Origin of the sequence: Streptomyces paradoxus (assembly GCF_014202475.1) — a bacterium.
GTDB classification, from domain to species: domain Bacteria; phylum Actinomycetota; class Actinomycetes; order Streptomycetales; family Streptomycetaceae; genus Streptomyces; species Streptomyces paradoxus.
The window spans coordinates 969,347-995,378 of the sequence record NZ_JACHGV010000001.1; the positions used below are offsets into that span (position 1 = coordinate 969,347).

22 protein-coding genes and 1 pseudogene are annotated in these 26,032 nt (G+C 72.2%); 9 read left to right on the forward strand and 14 right to left on the reverse strand.

What is annotated here, in order from left to right:
- Positions 1-23: 23 nt before the first annotated feature.
- The 3 genes from HNR57_RS04330 to HNR57_RS04340 are packed head-to-tail and all read left to right on the forward strand — an operon-like array spanning position 24 to position 2,441.
- Positions 24-812, forward strand: coding sequence for an ABC transporter ATP-binding protein (locus HNR57_RS04330; protein ID WP_184556049.1), 789 nt, complete (start codon positions 24-26; stop codon positions 810-812).
- Positions 799-1,695, forward strand: a complete 897-nt coding sequence (locus HNR57_RS04335; RefSeq protein ID WP_184556052.1) for an ABC transporter permease — start codon at positions 799-801, stop codon at positions 1,693-1,695. Before HNR57_RS04330 ends, HNR57_RS04335 begins: the two co-directional genes overlap by 14 nt.
- A 5-nt stretch (positions 1,696-1,700) precedes the next feature.
- Positions 1,701-2,441 (forward strand): sirohydrochlorin chelatase, encoded by a 741-nt coding sequence (locus HNR57_RS04340; RefSeq protein WP_184556055.1) that lies wholly within the window; start codon positions 1,701-1,703, stop codon positions 2,439-2,441.
- Between the two features lie 24 nt (positions 2,442-2,465).
- Here the strand turns inward: HNR57_RS04340 and HNR57_RS04345 are convergent, their stop codons facing one another.
- The 3 genes from HNR57_RS04345 to HNR57_RS04355 all read right to left on the reverse strand — a co-directional run bounded on the left by HNR57_RS04345 (position 2,466) and on the right by HNR57_RS04355 (position 4,393).
- Positions 2,466-3,293: a GvpL/GvpF family gas vesicle protein gene (locus HNR57_RS04345; protein ID WP_184556058.1), complete on the reverse strand. Its 828-nt coding sequence runs from the start codon at positions 3,291-3,293 to the stop codon at positions 2,466-2,468.
- Between the two features lie 181 nt (positions 3,294-3,474).
- Complete coding sequence (locus HNR57_RS04350) at positions 3,475-3,852, reverse strand: nuclear transport factor 2 family protein (protein ID WP_184556061.1); 378 nt, start codon at positions 3,850-3,852, stop codon at positions 3,475-3,477.
- Entirely contained in the window at positions 3,845-4,393 is a 549-nt protein-coding gene (locus HNR57_RS04355) for a DUF1697 domain-containing protein (protein WP_184556064.1), read from the reverse strand. The genes HNR57_RS04350 and HNR57_RS04355 overlap by 8 nt, the downstream gene beginning before the upstream one ends.
- Before the next feature lie 340 nt (positions 4,394-4,733).
- Between HNR57_RS04355 and HNR57_RS04360 the strand changes: the two genes are divergently transcribed.
- On the forward strand, positions 4,734-6,983 hold the full coding sequence (locus HNR57_RS04360; protein WP_184556067.1) for an MMPL family transporter: 2,250 nt from the start codon (positions 4,734-4,736) through the stop codon (positions 6,981-6,983).
- 92 nt (positions 6,984-7,075) lie between these two features.
- Here HNR57_RS04360 and HNR57_RS04365 read toward each other — a convergent pair whose 3' ends face one another.
- Positions 7,076-7,393: a hypothetical protein gene (locus tag HNR57_RS04365; protein WP_184556069.1), complete on the reverse strand. Its 318-nt coding sequence runs from the start codon at positions 7,391-7,393 to the stop codon at positions 7,076-7,078.
- 195 nt (positions 7,394-7,588) lie between these two features.
- Between HNR57_RS04365 and HNR57_RS04370 the strand changes: the two genes are divergently transcribed.
- On the forward strand, positions 7,589-8,539 hold the full coding sequence (locus tag HNR57_RS04370; protein ID WP_184556072.1) for a zinc metalloprotease: 951 nt from the start codon (positions 7,589-7,591) through the stop codon (positions 8,537-8,539).
- A gap of 26 nt (positions 8,540-8,565) precedes the next feature.
- Here the strand turns inward: HNR57_RS04370 and mgt are convergent.
- From mgt to HNR57_RS04395, 5 genes and pseudogenes are all read right to left on the reverse strand, one after another.
- Positions 8,566-9,850: pseudogene (mgt, locus tag HNR57_RS04375) on the reverse strand (macrolide-inactivating glycosyltransferase).
- A complete protein-coding gene (erm, locus tag HNR57_RS04380) occupies positions 9,817-10,596 on the reverse strand; it encodes an ErmE/ErmH/ErmO/ErmR family 23S rRNA (adenine(2058)-N(6))-methyltransferase (RefSeq protein WP_184556078.1) in 780 nt (259 codons plus the stop codon). The pseudogene mgt and the gene erm overlap by 34 nt, the downstream one beginning before the upstream one ends.
- Before the next feature lie 266 nt (positions 10,597-10,862).
- Positions 10,863-12,137: an ABC transporter substrate-binding protein gene (locus HNR57_RS04385; protein WP_184556081.1), complete on the reverse strand. Its 1,275-nt coding sequence runs from the start codon at positions 12,135-12,137 to the stop codon at positions 10,863-10,865.
- Positions 12,137-12,970 carry a carbohydrate ABC transporter permease gene (locus HNR57_RS04390; RefSeq protein WP_184556084.1) on the reverse strand — a complete coding sequence of 278 codons (834 nt, stop codon included), beginning with the start codon at positions 12,968-12,970 and terminating at the stop codon, positions 12,137-12,139. The genes HNR57_RS04385 and HNR57_RS04390 overlap by 1 nt, the downstream gene beginning before the upstream one ends.
- Positions 12,967-13,920 carry a carbohydrate ABC transporter permease gene (locus tag HNR57_RS04395; protein WP_376772161.1) on the reverse strand — a complete coding sequence of 318 codons (954 nt, stop codon included), beginning with the start codon at positions 13,918-13,920 and terminating at the stop codon, positions 12,967-12,969. The genes HNR57_RS04390 and HNR57_RS04395 overlap by 4 nt, the downstream gene beginning before the upstream one ends.
- A gap of 159 nt (positions 13,921-14,079) precedes the next feature.
- On the opposite strand from HNR57_RS04395, the gene HNR57_RS04400 reads away from it, so the two are divergent.
- Positions 14,080-14,943 (forward strand): phosphotransferase enzyme family protein, encoded by an 864-nt coding sequence (locus tag HNR57_RS04400; RefSeq protein ID WP_184556087.1) that lies wholly within the window; start codon positions 14,080-14,082, stop codon positions 14,941-14,943.
- Positions 14,944-14,999: 56 nt separating this feature from the next.
- On the opposite strand, the gene HNR57_RS04405 is transcribed toward HNR57_RS04400, so the two are convergent.
- The 4 genes from HNR57_RS04405 to HNR57_RS04420 form a co-directional block, all read right to left on the reverse strand.
- Positions 15,000-15,722: a 3'-5' exonuclease gene (locus HNR57_RS04405; protein ID WP_184556090.1), complete on the reverse strand. Its 723-nt coding sequence runs from the start codon at positions 15,720-15,722 to the stop codon at positions 15,000-15,002.
- Positions 15,723-15,853: 131 nt separating this feature from the next.
- Positions 15,854-17,095, reverse strand: coding sequence for a DUF5919 domain-containing protein (locus HNR57_RS04410; protein WP_313672942.1), 1,242 nt, complete (start codon positions 17,093-17,095; stop codon positions 15,854-15,856).
- Between the two features lie 102 nt (positions 17,096-17,197).
- Positions 17,198-18,520, reverse strand: coding sequence for a copper amine oxidase (locus tag HNR57_RS04415; protein WP_184556093.1), 1,323 nt, complete (start codon positions 18,518-18,520; stop codon positions 17,198-17,200).
- 58 nt (positions 18,521-18,578) lie between these two features.
- A complete protein-coding gene (locus HNR57_RS04420; protein ID WP_184556096.1) occupies positions 18,579-19,409 on the reverse strand; it encodes a Tat pathway signal sequence domain protein in 831 nt (276 codons plus the stop codon).
- A 181-nt stretch (positions 19,410-19,590) separates the two neighbouring features.
- Here HNR57_RS04420 and glgX point away from each other — a divergent pair, with 181 nt between their 5' ends.
- Positions 19,591-21,723 (forward strand): glycogen debranching protein GlgX, encoded by a 2,133-nt coding sequence (gene glgX / locus HNR57_RS04425; RefSeq protein WP_184556099.1) that lies wholly within the window; start codon positions 19,591-19,593, stop codon positions 21,721-21,723.
- Between the two features lie 107 nt (positions 21,724-21,830).
- On the forward strand, positions 21,831-24,200 hold the full coding sequence (treY, locus tag HNR57_RS04430) for a malto-oligosyltrehalose synthase (RefSeq protein ID WP_184556103.1): 2,370 nt from the start codon (positions 21,831-21,833) through the stop codon (positions 24,198-24,200).
- A 2-nt stretch (positions 24,201-24,202) separates the two neighbouring features.
- On the opposite strand, the gene HNR57_RS04435 is transcribed toward treY, so the two are convergent.
- Positions 24,203-24,661 (reverse strand): LysR family transcriptional regulator substrate-binding protein, encoded by a 459-nt coding sequence (locus HNR57_RS04435; protein ID WP_376772163.1) that lies wholly within the window; start codon positions 24,659-24,661, stop codon positions 24,203-24,205.
- A 119-nt stretch (positions 24,662-24,780) separates the two neighbouring features.
- Here HNR57_RS04435 and HNR57_RS04440 point away from each other — a divergent pair, with 119 nt between their 5' ends.
- The gene (locus HNR57_RS04440) at positions 24,781-26,031 is read left to right on the forward strand and encodes a M14 family zinc carboxypeptidase (protein ID WP_184556106.1); all 1,251 of its coding nucleotides are present in this window, start codon (positions 24,781-24,783) and stop codon (positions 26,029-26,031) included.
- Position 26,032: the final 1 nt, after the last annotated feature.

Genomic DNA, 26,032 nt, shown 5'->3' on the forward strand with positions numbered 1-26,032 from the left:
AGAGTTCCCAGGAGGTGACGACCATGGCCACGACCCTCGCCAAGGCCGCCGACGGCACCGAGTCGGCCACGCACGCCGCCCGGATCGACCACGTGTCGAAGTCGTTCGCGGGCCCCGCCGGGCAGCAGCTCGTCCTGGACGACATCACCCTCGATGTCGCGCCCGGAGAGTTCGTCACCCTCCTGGGGGCCTCGGGCTGCGGCAAGTCCACGCTGCTCAACCTGGTGGCGGGCCTGGACCGCCCCAGCGCCGGCGAGATCGCCACGGACGGCCGTCCGGCGCTGATGTTCCAGGAGCACGCGCTGTTCCCGTGGCTGACCGCGGGCAAGAACATCGAACTCGCCCTGAAGCTGCGGGGCGTGCCGAAGGCCGAGCGCCGGGAGCGTGCCGAGGAGCTGCTCGAACTGGTGCGGCTGAAGGGCGCGTACGGCAAGCGGGTGCACGAGCTGTCGGGCGGCATGCGCCAGCGCGTCGCGCTGGCCCGTGCGCTCGCGCAGGAGAGCAAGCTGCTGCTGATGGACGAGCCGTTCGCGGCGCTGGACGCCATCACACGGGACGTGCTGCACGACGAGCTGACCCGCATCTGGCGCGAGACGCAGGTGTCCGTCCTGTTCGTCACACACAACGTCCGCGAAGCGGTGCGGCTCGCGCAGCGCGTGGTGCTGCTGTCGTCCCGTCCCGGGCGCATCGCGCGTGAGTGGACGGTCGGCATCCCGCATCCGCGCCGCATCGAGGACACCGCCGTGGCGGAGCTGTCCGTCGAGATCACCGAAGAACTGCGTGGGGAGATCCGCCGTCATGGCCAGCACTGATTCGACGACCGTCGCGAAGGACGGCAACGATCTCGCCGGGCTGGAGGCGGGCCTCGACGCGCTGGAGACGCGGCAGACGAGCCGGACCCCGTTCCGGCAGACCTTCACCGAGAAGATCCTGCCGCCCGTCCTCGCCGTCGCGCTGGTGCTGGCGGTCTGGCAGGCACTCGTCTCGTTCAAGGTCGTCGACGACCCGACCAAGCTGCCCGCGCCGTCCGCGGTGTGGGACGTCGTCCAGACCGCGTGGCTCCAGGGCGAGTTGCTCGACTACATCTGGACCAGCGTCTCGCGCGGTCTGCTCGGGTTCCTCTTCGCCCTGCTGATCGGCACGCCGCTGGGCCTGATCGTGGCCCGGGTGAAGTTCGTCCGCGCGGCGATCGGCCCGATCCTGTCGGGCCTGCAGTCCCTGCCGTCGGTCGCCTGGGTGCCGCCGGCGGTGATCTGGCTGGGTCTGAACAACTCGATGATGTACGCGGTGATCCTGCTCGGCGCGGTCCCCTCGATCGCCAACGGCCTGGTCTCCGGCGTCGACCAGGTGCCCCCGCTGTTCCTGCGCGCGGGCCGCACGCTCGGCGCCACGGGCCTGAAGGGCACCTGGCACATCGTCCTGCCCGCCGCCCTGCCCGGCTACGTGGCGGGCCTGAAGCAGGGCTGGGCCTTCTCCTGGCGCTCCCTGATGGCCGCCGAGATCATCGCGTCCTTCCCCGACCTCGGCGTCGGCCTCGGCCAGCTGCTGGAGAACGGGCGCAACGCGAGCGACATGGCCATGGTGTTCGAGGCGATCCTCCTGATCCTCGTCGTCGGCATCGCCATCGACCTGCTGATCTTCAGCCCGCTGGAGCGGTGGGTGCTGCGCAGCCGCGGCCTGCTGGTGAAGAACTGAGTCCTATGACGAACAAGCCCGTCCTCCTCGTCATCGCCCACGGCAGCCGCGACCCGCGCCATGCCGCGACGGTGCACGCCCTGGTACGCCGGGTGCGCGCGACGCGCCCCGACGTACGGGTGGAGACGGGCTTCCTGGACTTCAACGTCCCCTCGGTGCAGGGAGTCCTGGAGTCCCTGGCGGTGCAGGGCGTGCGCGACGTCGTCGCCCTGCCCTTGCTCCTCACCCGCGCGTTCCACGCGAAGGCGGACATCCCCGCGGTCCTCGCGAACGCGCCCGCGCAGCTGCGCATCCACCAGGCGGACGTCCTGGGCCCGTCCCCCCTGCTCACGGCGGCACTGGAACGACGCCTGTACGAGGCGGGTCTGACCTCCGCCGACAACTCCTCGACCGGGGTCGTCCTGGCCTCGGCGGGGTCCACCGACCCGGAGGCGATCGCAGTGATCGCAGAAATCGCGCGGGAGTGGCGGCACACCGGCTGGTGCGCCGTGCGGCCTGCGTTCGCCTCCGCATCCCTTCCCCGCACCGAGGACGCGGTCCGCGAACTGCGCGCGCTCGGCTGCTCCCGGGTCGCCGTCGCCCCGTACGTCCTGGCCCCCGGCTTCCTCCCGGACCGCATCGCCCGGGGCGCGGCACAGGCGGACGTCCTGGCGGACGTCCTGGGTCCGGCGCCGGAGGTGGCACGGGTGGTACTGGAACGGTACGAGGCTGCACGGATGCCGTTGGCGTCGGCCGTGAGCGCCTGATACCTCAGCGGGAGGGGCTGACCGTCATGCCGCCGGTTCCTCGTGGGGTTCCGGTTGGAGGGCGAAGGAGTACGGGGCCCAGGGGCCGGTGATCTCCACGCGGAGGCCGGGGACGCCCTGGGCGGCCGCGAGGACGCCCGCGCGGAAGGCGACGACGCGGTCGGCCGGGACGAGGTAGGCGTCGTTGGCGACGTTGGTGCCGGGGGCCGAGCCCGACAGGCTGCCGCGTTCGGGGGTGTGGGCGACGCGGTCGACGGCGAGGGTGCCGGCCGTTTCGGTGAGGCGGGCCGCGGCCTGGGCGACCGTGCGCCAGGCCTCCTCGTTCCTGCGTTGTCTGCGGCGGCGGATCACCTGGTAGGCGCGGCCCACTCCGAGGCCGGTGACCGGGTCCTGCGCGGGCTCCGGGTCCGCCTCGGGCGGGGTGATGTCCGGGGCCGCATAGATCTTGACGCCGAGTTCGACATGTCCTGTGAGGCGGTCGAGGAGGGAGAGGAAGTAGCCGCGGCGGGTGTCGAGGGCCTGCCGGGCGCGGTCCACGTCAGGGTAGACGGTGGCCAGGCGCAGGGGCAGCACGGCGGCGCCGGAGGCGACCAGGGCGGCCACCACGGCGTGGTGGGTGCGGACCGTGGACTCCAGCCAGTCCACGTCGTGGAGATGGGCCTGGAGGGGGATGTCGTCGTAGTCGGCGGGCGGGACGTGGCCGATGGCGAAGGCGAGCTGGTGGCCGCTGACGGCCGGGGCGACCAGGTGGATGGGCTCTCCGGCGACACCGCGCAGGTGGGCCGTGGCCGCCGCGGCCTCGGGGGTGCGGCGCAGGACCGCGTAGGTGTAGACGAGGTTCGTGTCGCTCATGACTGCGGGCTCCTGTCGGTGGCCGTGCGATTCCTCTCGCGAGACTCCGTTCTCGTGCCGTCCGTCCGTAGGTACGCAGGGGGCGACGGGCGCGTTCACGGGAACGGCCCACGGGTCGGCCCGGCCCCGGAGCGGAGGGCCGGACTGACGCCGTGCACGCCCTCCCCGGGGAACCGCCGGGTCAGGTTGCCCGTGCGCTGAACGGGGTCGCCTGGTGGAAGTAGAGCAGCCAGCGGCCCTCCGTGCGCCGCCACAGCGAACTGCGGTGTGCGCGGCTGCCGTCGTACTGGGTGTCGTAGGTGAGGTGGACCAGGTCCGGGGCGAGCTGCACGCCTCTCAGAGCGGAGACGGCGACGGGATCGGCACCGGGCTCGGCGGTGGCGGCGGCCAGGGAGGCGATGATGGCGGCCCGGCTCCAGTGTCGGCCGGAGGCGCCGAACTCGTGGAAGTCGGGGTGCAGCAGCGCCCCGACCCGCTCGGGCGACCGGCGGACCTCCGGGGTGAGCAGGGCGAGTTCGCCCTCCATCGCGGACTCGACGGCCGGGTTGCGCTCAGACACCCGTCATCTCCACCAGCTTGACGACGGTGTTCCAGTTGCGGGTCGTGGCGATCACGCCCTTGTTGATGCGCGGCTTCGCCAGGTGCTCGGCCAGCTTGGAGCGGCCCAGGCCGTTCGGGGCGTACAGGTACAGGGCCCGGTCGCCGAGGCGGAACTCCTCGGGGAGGTAGGCCTCCTGGTCGATCTCGGCGAAGCGGTCGGGGGTGACGGGCGCCGAGAAGTAGGTGAGGTGGAGCTGCTTGGGCTCCAGGTCGGCGGCCGGGAACGGGCAGGCGTCGGCGACGGCCCGCAGATAGGCGTGGTCGCGCACGATCACGTCGACGCCGAAGCCGAAGCGCTTCTCGATGGCCTGCGCGATCTCACCGGCCAGTGTCTCCTCGCCGCCGTGGCCGGAGGAGAACACGGCCTGGCCGCTCTGCAGGTACGTGCGGACGTCCCTGTGGCCGAGGTCCGCCAGGAGCGTGCGCAGATCCGCCATGGGGACCTTCCTGCTGCCGCCCACGTTGATTCCGCGCAGCAGGGCCGCGTATGTCGTCGTCATCCGCTCACGATAAAGCGGCCGTCGTGCCCCGTGGGGGTGGGCACGACGGCCGCCGCGGGCAACTGCCCGGCCCCGTAAATTACTCACCGGTCTTCGCGTGGCACAACCGTCTGCTCAGGATCCACACACCCGAGGAGCCCGGAATGTCTGGCGATAGGTGTAAGGGACCACAGTCCGCGGGCCTCCTCCCCAGTGGGGAGACGGCTCGCTCCATGGGGATGAGTCCGGGCCCCGTCACTTCACCGGACAGCACGACGAGATGGCTTTATCCGGCCCATACCTTCGAAGCGGAAGGGGGCGGCAGGGGGCCGCCACCGCATCTCGAGGGGGCAAGCCCGTCATGGGGAACGGAGACATACGGGTGCGGGGCCTCGCCGCCCGGGCCGGCGGCTGGAGCGCCCGGCACCGATGGGCTGCCGTCGGTATCTGGGTCCTGTTCGTCGTCCTGGCGATGGGGCTCGGTTCGGCAGCGGGCCGGGTCGACGTCAAGGACAGCGACCAGCTGAAGGGCGAGACGCACACCGCCGCGCGGATCATCGAGGACGCCGGGATCGACGAGCCGGCCAGTGAGAACGTTCTGATCCAGGCCAGGGGCGGTGACCTGAAGGCGACGGACGCCGAGTTCCGGGACGCCGTCGACGCCGTCGTGCGGGCGGTCGAGGGCACCGGCCGGGTCACCGGGGTGGCCTCGCCGTACGACACGAAGACGATCTCGAAGGACGGCCGCAGCGCGCTCGTGCAGTTCGACATGCGCGGCGAGTCCGACACGGCCGGCGATCGGGTCGAGCCGGTACTGAAGGCCGTCGAGGGCGTCCAGCAGGACCATCGGGCGCTGCGGATCGAGGAGATCGGCGGCGCCAGCATGATGAAGACGTTCTCCGACGCGTTCGGGGACGACTTCAAGAAGGCCGAGTACTCCGCGGTGCCGGTGGCCTTCGGCATCCTGCTGATCGCGTTCGGCGCGCTGGTCGCGGCGCTGCTGCCGGTGGTGCTGGCGCTCACCGCGATCATGGCGACGATGGGCCTGATGGGCGTCGTCAGCCACGTCATGCCGATGAGCGAGACCGCCAACTCCGTGATGTTGCTGGTCGGTATGGCGGTCGGTGTCGACTACTGCCTGTTCTACCTGCGCCGCGAGCGCGAGGAGCGCGAGGCCGGCCGGGACGCGCAGACGGCCCTCAGGATCGCCGCCGCGACCAGTGGCCGGGCGATCGTGGTCTCGGGTGTCACGGTGTGCGTGGCCATGGCGGGCATGCTGTTCACCGGGCTCGCCGAGTTCGAGGCGATGGGCCTGGCCTCGCTGATGGTCGTCGCGGTGGCGATGGTGGGGTCCGTGACCGTCCTGCCCGCGCTGCTGTCGCTGCTGGGCGGGCGCGTGGAGAAGGGCCGCCTGCCGTTCCTGCGCCGGCGCAAGCAGGGCGCCGGCCAGGACAGCCGGTTCTGGACGGCCGTGCTGCGGCGCGTCCTCGCCAGGCCGGTGATCGCGGCGGCGGTCGCGACCGGAGCACTGCTGGCCATCACGGCTCCCGCGCTCGGCATGAAGACGCAGCAGCTCACGCTGGACCAGGAGTTCGGCGACTCGCTGCCGATCGTCCAGACGTACAACCGGCTCAACGAGGCCTTCCCGGGCGGTTCCGAGCCGGCCGAGGTGGTCGTGAAGGCGGACGACATCAACGCGCCCGAGGTGAAGTCCGCGCTCGCCGACTTCCGTGACCGGGCGATCAGTTCGGGTGCCTCGCGCGGGCCGGTGGAGATCAAGCCGCACGACGCGCAGAACGTCGCGTTCGTCTACGTCCCGCTCGTCGGCGGTTCGGATCTGGACAAGGCGGGCGCGAGCCTGGACAAGCTGCGTGACGAGGTGCGTCCGGCCACGCTCGGCAAGGTCGACGGGATCGAGGCGCCCATCACCGGGCAGGTCGCCGGTTCCAAGGACTTCAACGACCAGCTGGCGGGCGCCGTCGTCCCGGTGTTCGCGTTCGTCGTGGTCTTCGCCTTCGCGCTGATGCTGCTGTCGTTCCGCTCGCTGACCATCGCGGTCACGTCGATCGTGCTGAACCTGCTGTCGGTGGGCGCCGCGTACGGCATCCTCGTCGCCGTCTTCCAGCACGGCTGGGGCGCGTCCCTGGTGGGCGCGGAAGGTGTCGGCGCGATCATCACGTGGCTGCCGCTGTTCCTCTTCGTGATCCTGTTCGGCCTGTCGATGGACTACCACGTGTTCGTGGTCTCCCGGATCCGCGAGGCGCGGCTGCGGGGGCTGGCGACGAAGGACGCGATCCGGCACGGCGTGGTCACCACGGCCGGAGTGGTCACCAGTGCCGCGGTCATCATGGTCGCCGTGTTCGCGATCTTCGGGACGCTGTCGATGCAGTCCATGAAGCAGATGGGTGTCGGCCTCGCGGCTGCGGTGCTCATCGACGCGACGATCATCCGGGGCGTGCTGCTGCCGGCCGTGATGGCGCTGCTCGGCGAGCGCAACTGGTACCTGCCGAAGTGGCTGCACCGGCTGCCGGACCTCACGCACGACGAGACGCCGCAGGCGGTCGCCGGACCGGCGGCGCGGGACGACGAGGGCGAGCCCCTCAAGGTCTGATCACCGCCGCGGAGTCCAGGGCCCGTTGGTTGCCGGTGCAACCAACGGGCCCTTCGACGCCCCGCGTCAGGCGCTTGGGGCAGGTGCCCTCGTCAGGTCAGGCGCCGCACCTGGAGGACCTCCGCGTCACAGCGCACGATCTCCAGCTCCCTCTCCGGGCGGGTGCCGCCGAAGGTGAGGGTGATGTGCCCCTCCGGCCCTGGCCGCCAGCGGCCGGGCACGGCGCCGGGGGCGTCGCCGCGACCCAGCGGATGGTCGACGAAGGTGCCGTCGGGCGCGAACTCCATGCCGCGGCGCCCGCGCGCGGGCGGGAAGGGGAAGTCGTCGGGCCGGTAGACCCGCACGTCCTCGTGGTCCTCCTCGTAGGAGTGGAGCCACGAGCGGAACAGGCCCGACGGGGCTTCTCGCATGACCCGGCCACCTCGCTCACCCATGCTGTCCACATTGCCGCCCTTATGGCGAAGTGACTAGAATTATCAGTGTATGGGTACGGAGGGAACGGGCAACCGAACGCTCCGCCCGGCGTCGCCCGGCCCTCGCGGCGCGTGACAGACGCGCAGTTCAGCCGCGTGCGCGGCACACCCAGCTCCCCCGGGGGACAAGCCATGTCCGATGCACAGGCATTCCTTCGCGCCACCTCGCCCGACTACAGCCGCTGGTGCGGCGCCATGGAGGTGCACCGCAGACTCCTCACCCTGAACCCGGAGTACGCCGAGAACCGGGCCCTCATCGAGAACACCGCCTTCGCCTACGAGTCGATGGAACAGCCCACCGCCCGGCAGGGCCTCATCGACATCCCCGTCGTCGTGCACGTCGTGCACAACACCCCCGAGCAGAACGTCTGCGACGCCCAGATCCACAGTCAGATCGACGTCCTCAACCAGGACTTCCGCGCGGCCAACCCGGACGTGAGCAAGGTGCCGGCGGTCTGGCAGGACCTGGTCGCCGACGCCCGCCTGCAGTTCCACCTCGCCCGGACCGACCCGCTGGGCCGCCCCACGGACGGCATCACGCGGACCCAGACCACGAACCCGGGCTGGGACACCGACGACCTGGTCAAATTCAGCCTGAGCGGCGGTCAGGACGCCTGGCCGGCGGACATCTACCTGAATCTCTGGGTCTGCCAGCTGCGCCGCGGGCTGCTGGGCTACGCACAGTTCCCGGGGGGCGCCGCCTCCACGGACGGCGTGGTCGTCACGCACACCGCCCTCGGGACCACCGGCACCGCCACCGCGCCGTTCGACGGTGGCCGCACGGCTGTGCACGAGATCGGGCACTGGCTGAACCTGCGCCACATCTGGGGCGACGACGACGAGGGCTGCAGCGGCAGCGACTTCGTGGCGGACACCCCCAACCAGGCCGGAGCGAACGCCGGTTCGCCCACCTTCCCCCATGTGACGTGCGGCAACGGACCCGACGGCGACATGTTCATGAACTACATGGACTACACCGACGACGCCGCGATGTTCATGTTCACCAAGGGTCAGTCGACGCGCATGGACGCCACGCTCGACAACGCGCGCCTGACCCTCACCCGCCAGGCCGTCGCGGTGTGACGACGGCCTGACACGGCGGGGCGGCTTCAGGGCCTCGGGGCGGCCAGTTCGGCTTCGATGAGGTCGGCGGCGCGCCTGGTGCCGCCCTCCTCGGCGGTCTGTGCCTGGAGTTCCTTCAGACGGGCGGCCACCTCCGGGTCGCCGGTCAGGGCGAGGGCCGCCGCACGCAGGGTCTCGCCGGTCGCCTCCTCCGTGGGCAGGTACCGGGCCACGCCGAGGCCCTGGAGCATCTCCGCGTTGCCGAACTGGTCGACGGCCTGCGGTACGGCGATCATCGGCGTGGCGGTGGCGAGGCCCTCCTGGCTGCCCCCGGCGCCCGCGTGCGTGACGAACAGGTCGGCCTGCTTCAGGATCGCCAGCTGCGGTACCCAGGTGCGCACCTCGACGTTGGCCGGGACGTCAGCGAACCCGGCCGGGTCGACGTGCTTGCCGACCGCGAGCACCAGGTGCCACCCGGGCAGGTCACCGAACGCCTCGACGCACTCCCGGTAGAAGCCGGGCTGCTTGGTGAAGGCGGACCCGAGGGAGACGAGCGCGACCTTCTCCGCACCGGCCGGCCGCTGCCAGTCCCCCTCGGCGGTGCGGTCGCCCTGGCAGGCGCCGACGAAGGAGTACACCCGTTCGTCGACGCGGTCCGCGTTCGGCTGGAGCGCCTTGGGGAGCAGGACGATCGAGCGGTCGGGCCGGCCCCCGAAGTCGTCGGGGTGCAGGGTGATGCCGTTCTCCTCCAGCCAGGCGTGGAAGCGGGCGTAGTAGGCGCGCCCCCGTTCGGTCTTCTTCGGCTCCTCCCACAGCGGCCGGGCGACCTCCTCCTCGTATCCCTCCCAGGCGACCATGGCCGGCGAGAGGGAGACCGCGGGGACGCCCCAGCGGTGGGCGAGGACACGGCCCGGGTAGGAGGCGATGTCGTGCAGGACGAGGTCCGGCTCGTCGCCCTCGTAGGCCGCGATCAGCTGCGGGAGGGCCTGGATCGCGTCGTCGAGGAACGGCTCGACGTTGTCCAGCAGCGTGCTCCCCCACGCCTCCGGGTCGTCGTCGGGTGAGGGCAGCGTCGAGTTCCAGGGTTTCACCTCGGCGCCGGTGCCCGCGACCTTGTCCGCGAAGACGGGCGGGATGGCGTAGGTCACCCGGTGGCCGCGCGCCACGAGCTCGCGGATCACCTCCAGACTCGGGTTCACGTGGCCGTGGGCGGCGATGGAGAACATGGCGATGTGCGCGCGACTGGTCATGGACCCGACCGTACGCGAGACGAGACGTCTCGTGCAACCTTTGGGGTCCTACGAGGTCAGGACTTCGTGCAGGCGCAGCCACCGCGACGGGGGCACCTCGCCCACCAGCACGCCCGGGTCAAGCCGCGCCGCCCGGAACGCGGCGTCCACCCGCCGCCCCGGATGGGCCCTGCGCAACGAGGCGTGCAGTGAGCCGCCCACCCCGGAGAAGCCCAGCTCGACCAGGGACCGCCAGCCGCCGAAGGCGTCGTCGTGGAGCAGCGGGGTCTCGCGCCGCTCGATGCGGAGCACACCGGCGTCCACGCGCGGCACCGGCCGGAAGCCGTGCCGGCCGACCCGGCCGAGCAGCCGCCACTCGAAGCGGGGCCAGCTGCGGACCGTCAGCAGCGTCCACCTGCCGTAGTCCCCGCTGCGTTTGCGGGCGTACTCCAGCTGGGTGAGCAGGGTGGCGTCGGTGAGGGCGGGGGCGCGCAGGCACCAGTCGACGACGTCCGCGGTCCGGGAGAACGGCACGTTCCCGGCAACGGAGAAGGCCTGCCGGGGTGGACGCGCGGCCAGGAAGTCCCCCTCGACGACACGTAGGTGCGGTGTGCCGGAGAACCGGGCGCGGAGCACGGGCGCGAGCCGCGGGTCGATCTCGTACGCGCGCAGCTCCCGGCAGCGCGCGGCCAGCGGGGCGGTCAACGCGCCCTTGCCCGCGCCGACTTCGAGCAGCAGGGGGACGGGGCCGGGCCGTGGGACGGCGAGCCGGGCGAAGCGTTCGGCGGCAGCGCGGTCGGTGAGGAAGTTCTGCGAGAGGGCGCGGGAAGGCGCGGTGGGGCGGGCCATGGCCTGCGGGTCCTTGTCTTCCGGAAGGTGGAGGAGGGCAGACGAGGGCCCTGACCGGAAGACAGGTGGGAACGAGGGGGCAGGCGGGACGCCGGGCTCAGTGGCTCAGCGGGCGTCGCTCCCCGGGCCGGTCAGGGCTCCGGGGCGGCGCGTCCTGGCGGACGGCGCACAGCCCCGGGCGTGACCGGAGATGTAGATCGCGTCGATACCCACGAGCAGCACGCTAGGCGGCGCCGTGCGCACGGGCAACGGGTTTTCCGCCGGGGTCAGCGCTGGTAGCGGGCGAGCACCAGGTTGCCGTCCTCCTCCAGCCGTTCGCGCAGTTCACCGAGGCCGATGGCTCCGCTGTAGTACTCCTGCAGAGCGGGGGTCGCCACCTTGTCCTTCCACTCCGGGTAGCCCCGGACCGTCTGCGCCGGTGCCGGGCGCAGGTGGGCGGCGAGGGCGGTGCCGGTGGCCCAGCCGTGCCGCGTGGTGCGCAGGGCGGGGTCCTTCAGCGCCTGCGTGCCGGTGGGCAGCATCCAGTCGCCGAGGGCGAGGCGGACCATGTTCTCCGGCCGCAGCAGGAAGTCGAGGAACTCCGCGGCCTCCTTCTTGTGCGGGCAGTCCTCGGCGATGGAGAGGGTCTGGGGGCTGACGCCCTGGGTGGGTCCGGCGGCTCCCGCCGGGGCGGGCAGCACCTGCCAGTCGAAGCCCTTCGGGGCCTGCTGGACGATCTGCTGACGGTAGGAGAACCCGAGCGGGACCATCGCGTACCGGCCGCCGAAGAAGCCGGGCAGTGTGTCGGAGCCGCCGCTGCCCAGGGTGGTGGGCGAGGCGCTGCGGTCGGTGTTGGCCTGGTCGTGGATGGTGCGCGGCACTGTCTGGTCGGCTGCCCCGAACCGGACCGTCACCTTGCCGTCCGGCCCGCGGTGGAAGAGCCGGCCGCCCGCCGACAGGGAGAGGTTGAGCGTGGCGGAGACGGGTTCCTTCAGCGGCCAGGCGACGCCGTACTTCCCCCGGCCGCTGAGGCGTTCGGTGATCCGGCGGAACTCCGTCCAGCTCCACGGCTTCTCCGGTGTCGGGATCCGCACGCCGGACTTCCCGAGCCAGGCGGCGTTGGCGATCAGCACGCGTGGTTCCTGGAGGAACGGCACGCCGTAGACGCCGTCCCCGAAGGTGGTGGTCTCCCAACTGCGCCGCGGGATGTCCGATCTCAGCCTTGCGGACAGCAGGCCGGTGAGGTCGGCGAGGTAGCCGCCGTAGGCGAAGTCCGCGAGGTCGTCGGAGGCGTCGTGGATGATGTCGGGTGCCTCGCCACCCTCGAAGGCGGTGAGGAGCTGGTCGTGGACGCTGTCCCAGGTGCCCTGGACGTACTCGACCCGGACGTCCGGGTGAGTGGCGTTCCACTCCTTCACCAGCTGCTTGTTCGCCTCGACGGACTCCTCCTGCCAGGCCAGGGACTGGAAGCGCAGGGTGATCCGGCCGTCGTCGCGGGTGCCGCCCGAGGAGCAGCCGGCGAGCAGCAGCAGGAGGACCAGGGCCAGCAGGCGGGCGCGCATCAGCTCTTCACCGCCCCGGTGAGCATGCCGCCCGTGATCCGCCGCTGGATGACCGCGAAGACGACCAGGGAGGGCAGGGTGGCGAGGAACGCGGCCGCCGCGAGCGGGCCGAGGTCGGCGACGCCCTCGGCGCCGATGAAGTGGGTGAGCACCACGGGAAGGGTCTGTTTCTCCGGTGTCTTGAGGAGCACGAGCGCGAAGAAGAACTCGTTCCACGCGGTGATGAACGCGAACAGCCCGGTCGCCACGATGCCCGGCGCGAGCAGCGGCGCGGTCACCGAGACCAGGGTCCGCACCCGGCCCGCCCCGTCGACCGCCGCGGCCTCCTCCAGTTCGGGCGGCACGGCCCGTACGTATCCGGCGAGCATCCACAGCGCGAAGGGCAGCGCCCACACCACGTACACCAGCACCAGTCCCGGCACGGAGTTGATCAGCCGGAGGTTCTTCAGCACCAGGAACAGCGGGATGATCAGCAGCACGAACGGGAACGCCTGGCTGACCACCACCCAGCCCGTCACCGCCTTGGCGAGCCGGGTGCGGCGCCGGGCGACGACGTAGGCCATCGGTGTCGCGATCAGCACGGCGACGACGGCCGCCGCGAGCGCGGCGAGCAGGGAGTTGAGGGCGGCCTGCAGCAGCGGCTGTTCGTCGAAGGCCTGCCGGAAGTTGCCGAGGGTGGGGTCCTTCGGGATCCACGTCGGGTGCAGGCTGCCCAGCTCGCGCGGCGGCTTGAACGCGGTGGAGACCAGCCAGAGGAACGGGAAGGCGAGGAAGACGAGGTACGCGAGCAGCGCGGTGTACTGGCCGATGCGCGCCGGGGTGCTGGTCCTCACGCGTCGTCACCTCCCCTGAGTCGGCCGACGAGGAACACGGCCAGGGCGATCGAGATCCCGGCCACCATCACGCACCCCATCGCCGCCGCGTAGCCGAACTGCCCGTATCGGAAGGCCTCTTCGTAGGCGAACAGCATGGGCAGCCTCGTCCGGCCGCCCGGGCCGCCGTTGGTCAGGACGTAGACCAGGGCGAAGGAGTTGAAGTTCCAAATCAGGTTGAGCGCGGTGATGGCGAGGGCGATGGGCCGGAGGGCGGGCCAGGTGACCGTGCGGAAGCGGCGCCAGGCGCCCGCGCCGTCGACCGCCGCCGCCTCGTGCAGCTCACGCGGGGTGTTCTGCAGCCCGGCGAGCAGGGCGACCGTCGTCTGGGGCATGCCCGCCCAGACGCCGACGACGATCACGGCGGGCAGTGCGGTCGCCAGTCCGCTGAGCCAGTCCCGGCCGCTGCCCAGACCGACGTCGCGCAGGGTCTCGTTGAGGATGCCCGCGTCCGGGTTGTAGACGAGCCGCCACATGATGCCGACGACGACCTCGGGCATGGCCCACGGGATGATCGCGAGGGCGCGGGCCAGCCAGCGCAGCCGCAGGCCCTGGTTGAGCAGCAGGGCGAGGCCCAGCGCGAGCAGGAACTGCGGCACGGTCACGCCGACCGCCCACACCAGCCCGATCCGGAACGACTCCCAGAACAGCGTGTCGTGCAGCAGGTCCCGGAAGTTGAGGGCGCCGATCCACCGGGTGGGCTCGGTGCGGCCCGACTGGGCGTCGGTGAAGGCCAGCAGAATGCCGTACAGCAGCGGTCCGGCGCTGAGGACGAGGATCGGGAGGAGAGCGGGCAGTACCAGGAACCAGGCGCCGTGGTCGACGGCCTTCCGGGGCCGGTCCCGGCCGGGTCTGCGGCCGGCCCGCCTCACCTGCGGCGAAGGTGGCGAGGCCTCGGTCACCGATGTCACGGAATCAGCCCCTTTGCACGCTCGGCCGGCCTGGTCATGCTCGTGAAGGCCGTGTGCCTCGTCAAGGCACCGCGTACGCCGCCCGACCTGTGCCGATGCGACACTGACCGGTGGATGGCCGGAACCCGACGGTCGAGGCGTGGACGACGGAGGCGGACGATGGACGAGGCGCGGGCTCGGGACGTACTGGCGGCGGCGGGGGTGCTGCCCGGTGCGGCCGGGGAGGCGCGGTTGCTCGCCCTGGGCGAGAACGCGGTGTTCGCCGCCGGTGACCTGGTCGTCAAGGTCGGGCGCGATGCCGAACTCCTGGACCGGGCGCGCCGCGAACTGGACATCGCGGTGTGGCTCGCCGAGGCGGGCGTGCCGGCGGTGCGGGCCGCGGAGCCGGAGGCGCTGCTGGCCGACGGGCATCCGGTGACGGTGTGGCACCGGCTGCCGGATGCCGTACGGCCCGCCGAGCCGCGGGATTTGGCCGAACTGCTACGGGTCGTGCACGCCACGCCTTCTCCTCCCTTCGGCCTTCCGGCCCGTGACCTGCTGGGCGGTGTGGAGCGGTGGCTGCGGCTCGCGGGGGACGCGGTCGATCCCGCGGACGCGGCGTATCTGCGCGAGCGGCGGGACGGGTTCGCCGCCCGGGCCGCCGCGCTCACGCCGCATCTGCCGCCGGGGCCGATCCACGGGGACGCGCTGCCGCGCAATGTGCATGTCGGGCCCGACGGGCCCGTGCTGGTGGACCTGGAGACGGTGTCGGCGGATCTGCGCGAGCACGACCTCGTGGTGATGGCGCTGTCCCACGACCGGTACGGGCTCGGGGACGAGGCCTACGCGTCCTTCACGCGGACCTACGGCTGGGACGTGCGCGAGTGGGAGGGCTGCGGGGTACTGCGCGGGGCCCGGGAGACGGCCAGTTGCGCCTGGGTCGCCCAGCATGCGCCGGGCAACCCGAAAGCGCTGGCCGAGTTCGAGCGGCGGGTGCGGTCCCTGCGCGACGGCGACGAGACGGTGCGGTGGTATCCGTTCTGACCGCCTGACCGCCTGACCGCCCGGTCGTCCGCTCGCCCGGTCGTCCGGCAGACGCCTCAGACCGTCTCGTCCGCCGGCTCCCGCAGGGGCCAGGTCCCGTCGACGGAGGCGGTCGGATCACCCTTGCCGCGCAGGAAGGCCTGGAAGTCCGCCGCCCACTGCGCGTACCACTCGACCTGGCGGTGGTGCAGGGCCGCCGGGCCGAGGGTGGCGATCTTGGGGTGGCGGTCGGCTATCGCGCCGGCCAGGCGGGCCGCCGCCAGGGCGTCGGCCATGGCGTCGTGGGCCGTGTCGAGGACCACGCCGTACTCGGCGCAGACCGCTTCGAGGTTGCGTTTGCCGCGGCGGTAGCGGTCCACCCAGCGGTCGATGGTGTACGGGTCGATGACCGGGGCCGGGTCCGCACCGCCCAGGCGGTCGCGCAGGGACGGCAGGCCGTGCCGCCGCAGCTCCGCGGAGAGCAGGGTGAGGTCGAAGGCCGCGTTGTAGGCGACGACCGGCACACCTGTCTTCCAGTACGAGGTAAGAACGTCGGCCAGCGCGTCCGCCACCTGGTCGGCGGGTCTGCCCTCGGCCGCCGCCCGCTCGTTGCTGATGCCGTGCACCGCCACCGCGTCCTCGGGGATCGGCACTCCCGGGTCGGCCAGCCACTCCCGGCGCCCGATCGGCTCTCCGCCCCTGACCTCGATCACGGCCCCCGTGACGATGCGCGCCTCGCGCGGATCGGTGCCCGTCGTCTCCAGGTCGAAGCCGACCAGCAGCTCCCGGTGCCAGCCCATGGGCGGTCCCCCTTCTTGTGGTGCGTTCCCCCAGTGGTCCCCACCTTCCCACGCACCACTGACAATCCGAGGACCGCGTTCCGGCTACCCGCGGCGGCGGGCCCCGGAACCACCCGGCATCAAGGCGCAGTTCAGGACACCGGCCGTGAATCCGCCCACATCACCTCGAATTCCTCGCGGTAAGTGGGAAAGAGGCCCGCTTCGTCCATCTCGCCCGACTTGACCACCTTGCCGCTGTTGCGCAGGACGAACACGGGTGCCTCCATGCCCCGGGTGCGGCGCAGATAGCTCTGCACGACCGCGATCCCGTCCGCGCCGTCGCCGTCCACGAGATACGCCGTGAAGCGGGGCGTCTCGTCGAAGACCTGGATCTCGAAGGCGCCCGGGTCGCGCAGCCGGGCGCGCACCCGGCGCATGTGCAGGATGTTCATCTCGACGGCCCGGCTGAGCTCACCGCGCTTGATGCCGAGCTCCCGCTCGCGGCGCTTGACCGCGCTGGAGGCCGGGTTGAGGAACAGCAGCCTGACCCGGCAGCCGGACTCGGCCAGCCGTACCAGACGCCGCCCGGAGAAGTTCTGCACGAGCAGGTTGAGGCCGATGCCGATGGCGTCGAGACGGCGGGCGCCGCCGAAGATGTCCTCGGCCGGGAACTGGCGCATCAGGCGCACCCGGTCCGGGTGGACGGCGACCACGTCGGCGTACCGGTCACCGACCAGGTCCTCGACCGCGTCTATGGGCAGCCGGCGCGCCGACGGCACGTCACCGCCCGCGCCCAGCATCTCCAGCAGCCGGGCCGAGGCCCGCTCGGCCTGGTTCAGCACGGCCTCGGACAGGGCCCGGTTGCGGGAGACGACGTTGCGGGTGACCTCCAGCTCGTCCAGGGCGAGCTCGACGTCGCGGCGGTCGTCGAAGTAGGGCTCGAAGCACGGCCAGTGCTGCACCATCAGTTCGCGCAGCTGCGGCAGGGTGAGGAAGGAGAGCACGTTGTCGTCGGCCGGGTCGAGCAGATAGCCCTTGCGGCGGCTGACCTCGCGGACGGCCACCGCGCGCTGCACCCACTCCTGGCCGGCCGGTCCGGCGGCCGCCACCACCCAGTCCTCGCCGTGGACGGGTTCGTAGACCGGCCGCAGCACTGCGGCGACCACCGCGCGCAGCCGCTGTTCGACGAGGTTGAGCCAGATGTAGGCCCGGCCGGCCCGCTGGGCGCGGGTGCGCACCTCGCGCCAGGCGTCGGCGTCCCAGTCCAGTTCCGGGCCGATCGAACCCGTCGCGTCCATCGGCCGCGCCAGGGACACGGCACCGGTCGGGACGTCTGTGGAGTTCCCCTCGTGACCCTCGTCACCAGGGGGCAGCTCCAGCCCTCCCGAGCCCACCCGCGCACCGCCTTCCGCTCCCCCGAGCACTCCCCTTGTCAACGATCAAGGAAGGGTACTCCGGGAGCGGTCGGCGGTGCAGCCGGATGGGCAGGGTCGATCTCAACGGCGGGGCCGCCAGTGCCCGTTCTGCCGGCCGAGCTCGGCCGGAGTGAGCGGATTCATGGCGGTGACGTCGCGCGGGGCGATGGAGAAGCCCTGCCAGTGGACGGGCATGGGCTGCTGGTCCTCGTCCCGGGCTATGTGGTGGAAGCCGATGTTCATCCAGACCACCGGGTGGGTCAGGGTCTGTCCGTTCACCCACTTGTCGACGGACTTCCCGGCTCCGGGGCCGCAGTTGCCGGGGTTGTGGCTGGCGAACAGTTCGCACTTGTTGTACTGCGTGACGTACAGGTCGTGCTTGGTGTAGCTGCGGCCCGGGTACTTGGTGGTGGGTCCGGGGACGATCTCGTAGGAGCGCGCGTGTCCGTCCTTGTTCTTGCCGGTCGCGCTGACCATGCGCCACCAGCGGTAGTTCTTGCTGTCCCCGGCCAGTTCCCTGGTCACCTTGGTGCGGGTGGTCTTGGTGGTGGGGGCGCGCTGGCCCCGGGTGGGCGCGCTGACGGTGGAGTCGTACTGCTCGACCTTGTTCTTCGTGGAGCCGTCCAGGGCGAAGTCGAGCCGCCAGAAGGCGTTGTGGCTGTGGCTGGTGGACTTGGCGCTCGCGCCCTTGCCGATGGGCCAGCCGCGGCCGTCACCGGCGTCGTAGTCGTCCCAGGACAGGCTGCCGGTGGCGCCGACGTTCATGGTGATGGCGCCGTCGTCCTGGAAGCGCCACTCGGTCATGTACTCGTACCAGCCAACCTGGTTGACCGTGTAGACGAGGAGGTCCTTGCCCTGGGCCTGGAAGACCTTGTTCGCGGTGTCGCCCTGCATGCGGTAGGCGTGGCCCCGGGAGCGGGTCGTGGTGCACAGGCCCTTGACGTTCGGGTCCTCGTTCCAGGAGTCCGGGACCTTGACGGTCTTGATGGTGCCGCCGGGGCACTCGCCCGGCGCCAGGTTCATCAGGCCCTGGGCGAAGTCGAAGCCGGTGAGGTCGTCGTACTCGATGTTGCCGTCGTCGTAAGGGACGTGGATCTGGCCGAGCCGGGCGCTGTTGAGGACCCTGATCGGTTTGGGCTCGCCCTTGGGCTGGTACGAGATCTTCTCCAGCACGAGGCCGGCCTTGCCGTCGTAGCGCCAGCACATCCGCCAGGTGGTTCCGGAGGAGAGCTTCTGCTCGATGCGGTAGGCGGCGCTGCAGTCGGCGGCCGCCGCGGCGGCGGGGGCGGCCTTCGGCTGGGCGGTGGCCGGTCCCGCGCCGGCCGTGGCGCCCGCGGCCAGCGCGGCCACGGTCAGGCCCGCGGCCGCCCGGGTGCGGGCCTTGGTGGTGCTGTTCACGCGCATGACGAGATGACTCCCTGACGAGGAGGAGCGGGGTGGACGGGTGAGCGAGGAGGGTGGGTCAGCGGTCGAGCCGGGCGACCTTGCGGGCGCTCAGGTCGATCACCAGCTGACGGGCGTCGACCCACGGGCCGTTCTTGATCTTCGGGAACAGCCGGACGCAGCGGTGCTCCCCGCATTTGTCGAGCACGGCGGGCTGGGCGCCCGGCGCGGCCCGGTAGACGGCTCCGCTGAGCTGGAGCTGGTCCGGGGAGGTGAGCGTCTTGCCGGTGGCGTCCTTGTAGTCGGCCTCGAGGCCCGAGCCGAGCGGGTCGGCGATCAGGAGAGCGGCCGCCTCGGCCTTCTCGGCGCGGCTCAGGGGCGGCTGGACGCCGTGCTGGGTGCCGGTCGCCACCACCTTGCCGGTGCCGAGGTCGACGGTCCGGGTGACGAGGGTGTCGTCCCGGTAGTCGTAGAACGTCACGTCGGCCCGGCGGGGCGCGTCCGGCTCGCCGACCTCGTCGGCCTCGGGTTCGGCGAGGTCGACGCCGAGGGGCTGCGGACCGCGGTCCCCGTCCACGTTCTCACTGCTGCGGAACAGCTGCCGGCTGAGAGCGATCTTCTCGGCCCGCTCCAGCTCGTCGTCGGTCAGCGGATCGCGGCCCTCGCCCCGCTGCCCTTCGGCGGGCGCCGCCTCGACGACCCCCGGCGCCACGGCCCGGCCGCCGGCCGCCGCATCGCCGGCCCCCGCGGCACCGGACTCCTGCGGGACGGACTGCCCCGCCCGGGTCCCGTTGTCGTCCGCTCCCGCCGTGCCCGGCAGGGTCACCGCCACCATCACGGCGGTCCCGGCCACCGCGATGGCCGTACCGGCCACCATCTTGCCCAGGTGGCGGTGCACTATGTTGCGCACATCTTCCCCCTACTCCCCCAAGGGCCCCGGGAGTATGCGTCAGCCCCAAGAGTTCGGCATACCGCGTATGCACTGGTCACTCGGTAAGAGGGAGATAAGTCATAGGAGGTTCCCTCACTTTCGGGGAGACTCGGGACCAAGGCGTCCCCACCGGCGCCGCACACCTGAAAGAGTCGTATCCATGCAGGTCTGGCCTGGCGAGGCGTATCCACTCGGTGCCACGTACGACGGCGCCGGAACCAACTTCGCGGTCTTCTCGGAGGCCGCGGACCGAGTAGAGCTGTGTCTGCTGCACGACGACGGCTCGGAGACGGCGATCGAGCTCCGGGAGAGCGACGCGTTCGTGCGGCACGCGTACGTGCCCGGCATCATGCCGGGGCAGCGGTACGGGTTCCGGGTGCACGGCCCGTACGCCCCGGAGCGGGGGCTGCGCTGCAACTCCGCGAAACTGCTGCTCGACCCGTACGCGCGTGCGATCAGCGGTTCGATCAACTGGGGCGAGGAGGTCTACGGCTACCACTTCGACGATCCCGACCGGCGCAACGATCTCGACTCGGCGCCGCACACGATGACGTCCGTCGTGGTCAACCCCTACTTCGACTGGGGCGACGACCGGCGGCCGCGTACCGAGTACCACCACACGGTGATCTACGAGGCCCACGTCAAGGGCCTCACCATGCGCCACCCGGGGCTCCCGGAGGAGCTGCGCGGCACCTACGCGGCGCTGGCGCACCCGGCGATCATCGAGCACCTCACCGAGCTCGGGGTGACCGCTCTGGAGCTGATGCCCGTACACCAGTTCGTGAACGACCACCGCCTGGTCGACATGGGCCTGAACAACTACTGGGGCTACAACACGATCGGCTTCTTCGCCCCGCACAACGCCTACGCGTCCTGGGGCGACCGGGGCCAGCAGGTGCTGGAGTTCAAGTCGGCGGTCAAGGCGCTGCACGAGGCCGGCATCGAGGTGATCCTCGACGTGGTCTACAACCACACCGCCGAGGGCAACCACCTCGGCCCGACCCTGTCCTTCAAGGGCCTGGACAACTCGCGCTACTACCGGCTGACGGACGACCCCCGCTACTACATGGACACGACAGGGACCGGAAACTCCCTGCTCATGCGCTCCCCGCACGTGCTCCAGCTGATCATGGACTCGCTGCGGTACTGGGTCACGGACATGCACGTCGACGGGTTCCGCTTCGACCTGGCGGCGACGCTGGCCCGGCAGTTCCACGAGGTGGACCGGCTGTCGTCGTTCTTCGACCTGGTGCAGCAGGACCCGGTGGTCTCGCAGGTGAAGCTGATCGCCGAGCCGTGGGACGTGGGCGAGGGCGGTTACCAGGTGGGCAACTTCCCGCCGCTGTGGACCGAGTGGAACGGCAAGTACCGGGACACCGTGCGCGACCTGTGGCGGGGCGAGCAGCGCACCCTCGCGGAGTTCGCCTCACGGCTGACCGGCTCGTCCGACCTGTATCAGGACGACGGGCGCCGCCCGCTGGCCTCGATCAACTTCGTGACCTGCCACGACGGCTTCCCGCTGCACGACCTGGTGTCCTACAACGACAAGCACAACGAGGCCAACGGCGAGGACAACCGGGACGGCGAGAGCCACAACCGGTCCTGGAACTGCGGGGTCGAGGGCGAGACCGACGACCCGGACGTGCTGCGGCTGCGGGCCCGGCAGATGCGGAACTTCATCGCGACGCTGATGCTGTCCCAGGGCGTGCCCATGATCAGCCACGGCGACGAGTTCGCCCGCACCCAGCGCGGCAACAACAACGCCTACTGCCAGGACAACGAGCTGGCCTGGGTGGAGTGGCCCGAGGAGGAAGAGGACGCCGAGGGGGGTGCGAGCAGGCAGCTGCTGGGCTTCACGCGCGCGATGGTCTGGCTGCGCCGCAACCACCCGGTCTTCCGCCGCCGGCGCTTCTTCCACGGCCGGCCCGTGGAGGGCACGCACGACGACCTGTCCGACATCGCCTGGTTCACCCCGGACGGCCGGGAGATGACCCAGCGGGACTGGGACTCGGCGCAGGCGTCCGCGCTGACGGTGTTCCTCAACGGCAACGCGATCTCCGAGCCGGGCGCACGCGGGGAGCGCATCACCGACGACTCGTTCCTGCTGATGTTCAACGCTTCGCCGAAGCCGCTGGAGTTCGTGGTTCCGGTCAATCACGGGCGCCAGTGGGAGGTCGTGGTCGACACGGCCCACCCGGACGGGGTGCCCCCGGACACCGGCCCGAAGGTGCAGGCCGGGGACCGGCTGACCCTGACGGACCGGAGCATGACGGTGCTCCAGCGGCCCGTCTGACCGCCCGGCGCGTGCGCGTCGCCCCGGAAGCCACTCGTCCGGGCGACGCGCGGCGCACCTGGCGCGGGGGATGACACGAACGGCGGCGGGGCGGGTACGTACGTTCCATGACACCTGAGCGACTTGACCCGGTGGTGCCCACGGCCACGTACCGGCTGCAGCTGCAGCCCGAGTTCCCGTTCGGAGCAGCCGCGGCCGTCGTGCCGTACCTGGCCTCGCTCGGCGTCTCGCATCTGCACCTGTCTCCCGTCCTGGAGGCCGTGCCGGGCTCGACGCACGGCTACGACGTCGTCGACCACGCGCGCGTGCGCGAGGAGCTGGGCGGCGAGGAGGGGCTGCGGGCCCTGGCGCGCACCGCGCGCGAGCACGGGCTCGGGCTGGTGGTGGACATCGTCCCGAACCACATGGCCATGGCCCCGCGCCACAACCGCGCCCTGTGGGAGGTGCTGCGCGAGGGCCCGAAGTCGCCGTACGCGCGGTGGTTCGACATCGACTGGGAGGCGCAGGACGGCCAGGTGCTGCTGCCGGTCCTCGGCGGACCGCTGGGCGAGGTGCTCGACGAGCTGCGCGTCGACGGTGACGTGCTGCGCTACTACGACCACGTCCTCCCGCTGCGCGAGGGCACCGAGGACCTGCCGCTGCCGCATCTGCTGGACGCCCAGTGGTACCGCCCGGTGTGGTGGCGGCTGGCCCGGACCGAGCTCAACTACCGGCGGTTCTTCAGCATCTCGGAGCTCATCGGGGTGCGGGTGGAGGACCCGGAGGTGTTCGAGGCCACTCACGACAAGATCCTCGAACTGCTGCACGAGGGCGTGATCGACGGACTGCGCATCGACCACCCCGACGGGCTCGCCGATCCCGACGGCTACCTCCGGCGGCTGCACGAGGCGACCGGGGGCCGCTGGACGGTCGTGGAGAAGATCCTGGCCGACGGTGAGCACCTGCCGGCGTCCTGGCCCGTCGCGGGGACCACCGGCTACGACGCCCTGCGGCAGGTGGACGGGGTCTTCATGGACCCGGCCGGGTTCGGGGACCTGCTCGGGCGCTACCGGCGCTTCGCGGCTCCGCAGACGGACCGGGGCGGGCAGTGGGACGCGACGGTGCGGCGGGCGGCGTACAAGGTCCTCACGCACGAGCTGGCGACCGAGACCGAGCGCCTGACACGGGTGGCGGCCCGGCTGTGCGCGACCTCGCCGGAGCCGGCGCTGCGCGACCGCGCGCCCTGGGCGCTGCGCACCGCGCTCCAGGAGCTCCTGGTCCGCCTGGAGGTCTACCGGCCCTACGAGTCCGTGGACGCCGCGTCCGTGGTGACCCAGGAGGCCGCGGCCGAGGCCCGGCAGGCCTTCACCGTGCCCGAGGAGGCCGGTGCGGTGGACGTCGTACGGGACCTGGTGCTGGGGCGGTACGGCGACGGGCCCGCGCAGTTGGAGTTCCGGACGCGGTTCGCGCAGACCTCGTCGGCGCTGCGGGCCAAGTCGGTGGAGGACACGGCGTTCTACCGGTACGTGCCGCTGTTGTCGGCGACCGAGGTGGGCGGCAATCCGGGCGCTCCCGCGCTGCCGCCGGAGGAGTTCCACGCGTACTGCGCGCGCGTGCAGCGCGACTGGCCCGCCACCGGGACGGTGGCCACCACGCACGACACCAAGCGCAGTGCCGACGTCCGGGCGGCGCTGCAGGTGCTCACCGAGTGCCCGGAGCGCTGGGCGGACGTCCTGGCGGAGGTGACCCGCACCGGGGAGGGGGTGCCGGACGCCCAACTGGCGTGGGCGGCCTGGCAGACGGTGTTCGGCCTCGGCCCGGCGTCCGGGGTGCGGGAGCGGGTGCAGGGGGCGCTGCTGAAGCACGTGCGGGAGGCGGGCCTGTACACGAGCTGGACCGAGCAGGAGCCGCCGTACGAGGAGGCGGTGGAGCGGTTCGTGGCGGCCGGGCCGTGCGGGGCGCCGGGCGAGCGGGTCGCCGCGTTCCGGGAGTCGCTGGCGCCCTACATCCGGGCCAACGTACTGGGCACCGCCCTGGTGCAGCTGACGATGCCGGGCGTCCCGGACGTCTACCAGGGCACGGAGGCCGAGTACCGGGCGCTGGTCGACCCGGACAACCGGCGGGCGGTGGACTTCCCGCCCGCGGAGTCCGGCGGCACGTCCGGGGAGAAGGCGGCGGTGACCCGGGCGGCGCTGGGGCTGCGGGCCCGGCGGCCCGACGTCTTCGGCGACACGGCGACGTACATGCCGTTGCCGGCCGAGGGACCGGCGGCGGCCCACTGCCTGGCGTTCGTCCGCTCCGGCGCGGTGCTGACGGCCGTGACGCGCCTGTCCCTGCGGCTCACGGAGTCGGGCGGCTGGCAGGACACGCGCCTGCCCCTGCCTCCGGGCCGCTGGGCGGACGCGCTGGACCCGGGGCGGGAGTTCACCGGGCACGCGCGCGTGGCGGAACTGTTCGCGGGGCTGCCGGTGGCGTTGCTGGAGAGGGTGGACGACTGAGCTCAGGCGACCGCTGAGCCGCCCTCGGAGCAGTCCTCGTAGGCGGGCCGGGGGGCTCGGGGGCGCGGCCAGGCCGTCCGCAGCAGGTCGACGAACCGCTGCGCCGCGCCGGTCGGCGGCAGGCGCGAGAAGACCGTCAGTGTGCGTCTCCAGGCCGGGTCGGGCGTGAGGACGACGCAGCCCCCGCCGACCGCGCCGCGGACCAGGTGGGCCGGCGCGACGCGGACACCGACACCGGCCGCGGCCATCCGTACCGCCGTCGAGGTGTGCTCGGTGAACACGGCGTGCGCGGGGTGAAACCCGCGCGGCCACGCCCGGTCGAGGAAGCGCTCGCCGTGGACGACGGGCTCCATGGCGCAGCGCACCCAGGGCCGGTCGGCCAGCTCCGGCAGCGTCACCGTCGCCCGGCCCGCGAAGCGGTCGTCGAGGCGTTCCTCACCTCGGCAGGGCTGGGGCTGCACCAGCAATAGGCGGCCGCCGGTGCTTCCGGGCGCCCCCGGGAGCCTCCCCCACGGCGCCCTTGACACCGCACCACGGCCGTGGGGTACTGCGATGGCGAACTCGGGCGGATGTGACGGGGGTGAGTGTCCTGCCGGAGCTGCGCTACCCGACGGTGACCGAACAGGTCTCTGCTGCCCGGGCGTTGACCGCTCAGCGTCCCGGCGTGTGCACCCTGCGGCAGGTGGGTACCTCGCGAGCGGGCAGGCCCCTGCACCTGCTGTCCGTGGGCCGCGCCCACCGCGCCGTACTGGTGGTGGCCGGTGCCCACGCCAACGAGCCGACCGGCTCCTGCACCCTGCTGGCGCTCGCCCGGCGGGTCCTGGAGCAACGGGAGCTGCGCGACGGCATCTCCTGGCACTTCCTGCTGTGCGCGGACCCCGACGGGGCGAGCCTGCACGTGACGCCGGCGCCGCGCAGCCTGTACGACTACCACCTCGGTTTCTTCCGGCCCGCGGGCCCGGAGCAGCCCGAGTGGGCGCCGTCCGTGCTGCCGCCGGACCGGCTGCCGCCCGAGACCCGGGCCCTGACCGGCGTCATCGACGAACTGCGCCCCTATCTGCAGGTCACCCTGCACGGCACGGACCTGGGCGGCAGCTGGGTGCAGCTGACGAAGGACGTGCCGGGGCTCGCCGAGCCGTTCGCGAAGTCCGCGGCGGAGCTGCACATCCCGGTGGAGACCGGCGCGTCGGACGCCGCGGGCTGGCCCGCGTCCGGGCCGGGCGTGCACGTCATGCCCGCGCCGGGGGTCGGCCCGGCGTACCCGAGCCTGCCGGACGACGCGCGGCACAGCACCTGGTACCACGCCCACCGCTACGGCGGGCTGACCGCGGTGGTCGAGGTGCCGATGTGGGCGAGCGACCTGGTGGACGACCCGGCTCCGCATCCCGCTCCGGCGGCGGCGATCGGGCGGCTGGCGCGCCGGCTCCAGCGCGACGCGCTGGAGGTGACGCGGGTTCTCGACGGTGCGCTGCCCCGGCTGGCCGAGCTGGACGGGCCGTTGCTGCGGGCCGCCCGGTGGGGGCTGGAGCTGGTGCCGGGTCTGGCCTCCGACCTGGTCCACACCCCGCCCGCCGACCTCACCCGGGCGTACGTCGGCAGCGTGGACGCGTTCGTGCGCCGCGTGCCGCTGCGGGCGGCGGCCATGCTGCTGCGGGTGCTGCGCGGGACGGATGACGAGGCGGCGAAGCAGCTGGAGGAGCTCGTCTCGACCTGGAGCGACGCCTTCGCGGAGCGCTTCCGCGCCCGCTGGGTGCCCTTGGAGCACCAGGTGGAGCACCAGTCCCGCACGGTCGTCGGGGCGGCGCTGCACGCGCGCGAGAGGGCGTCGTGAC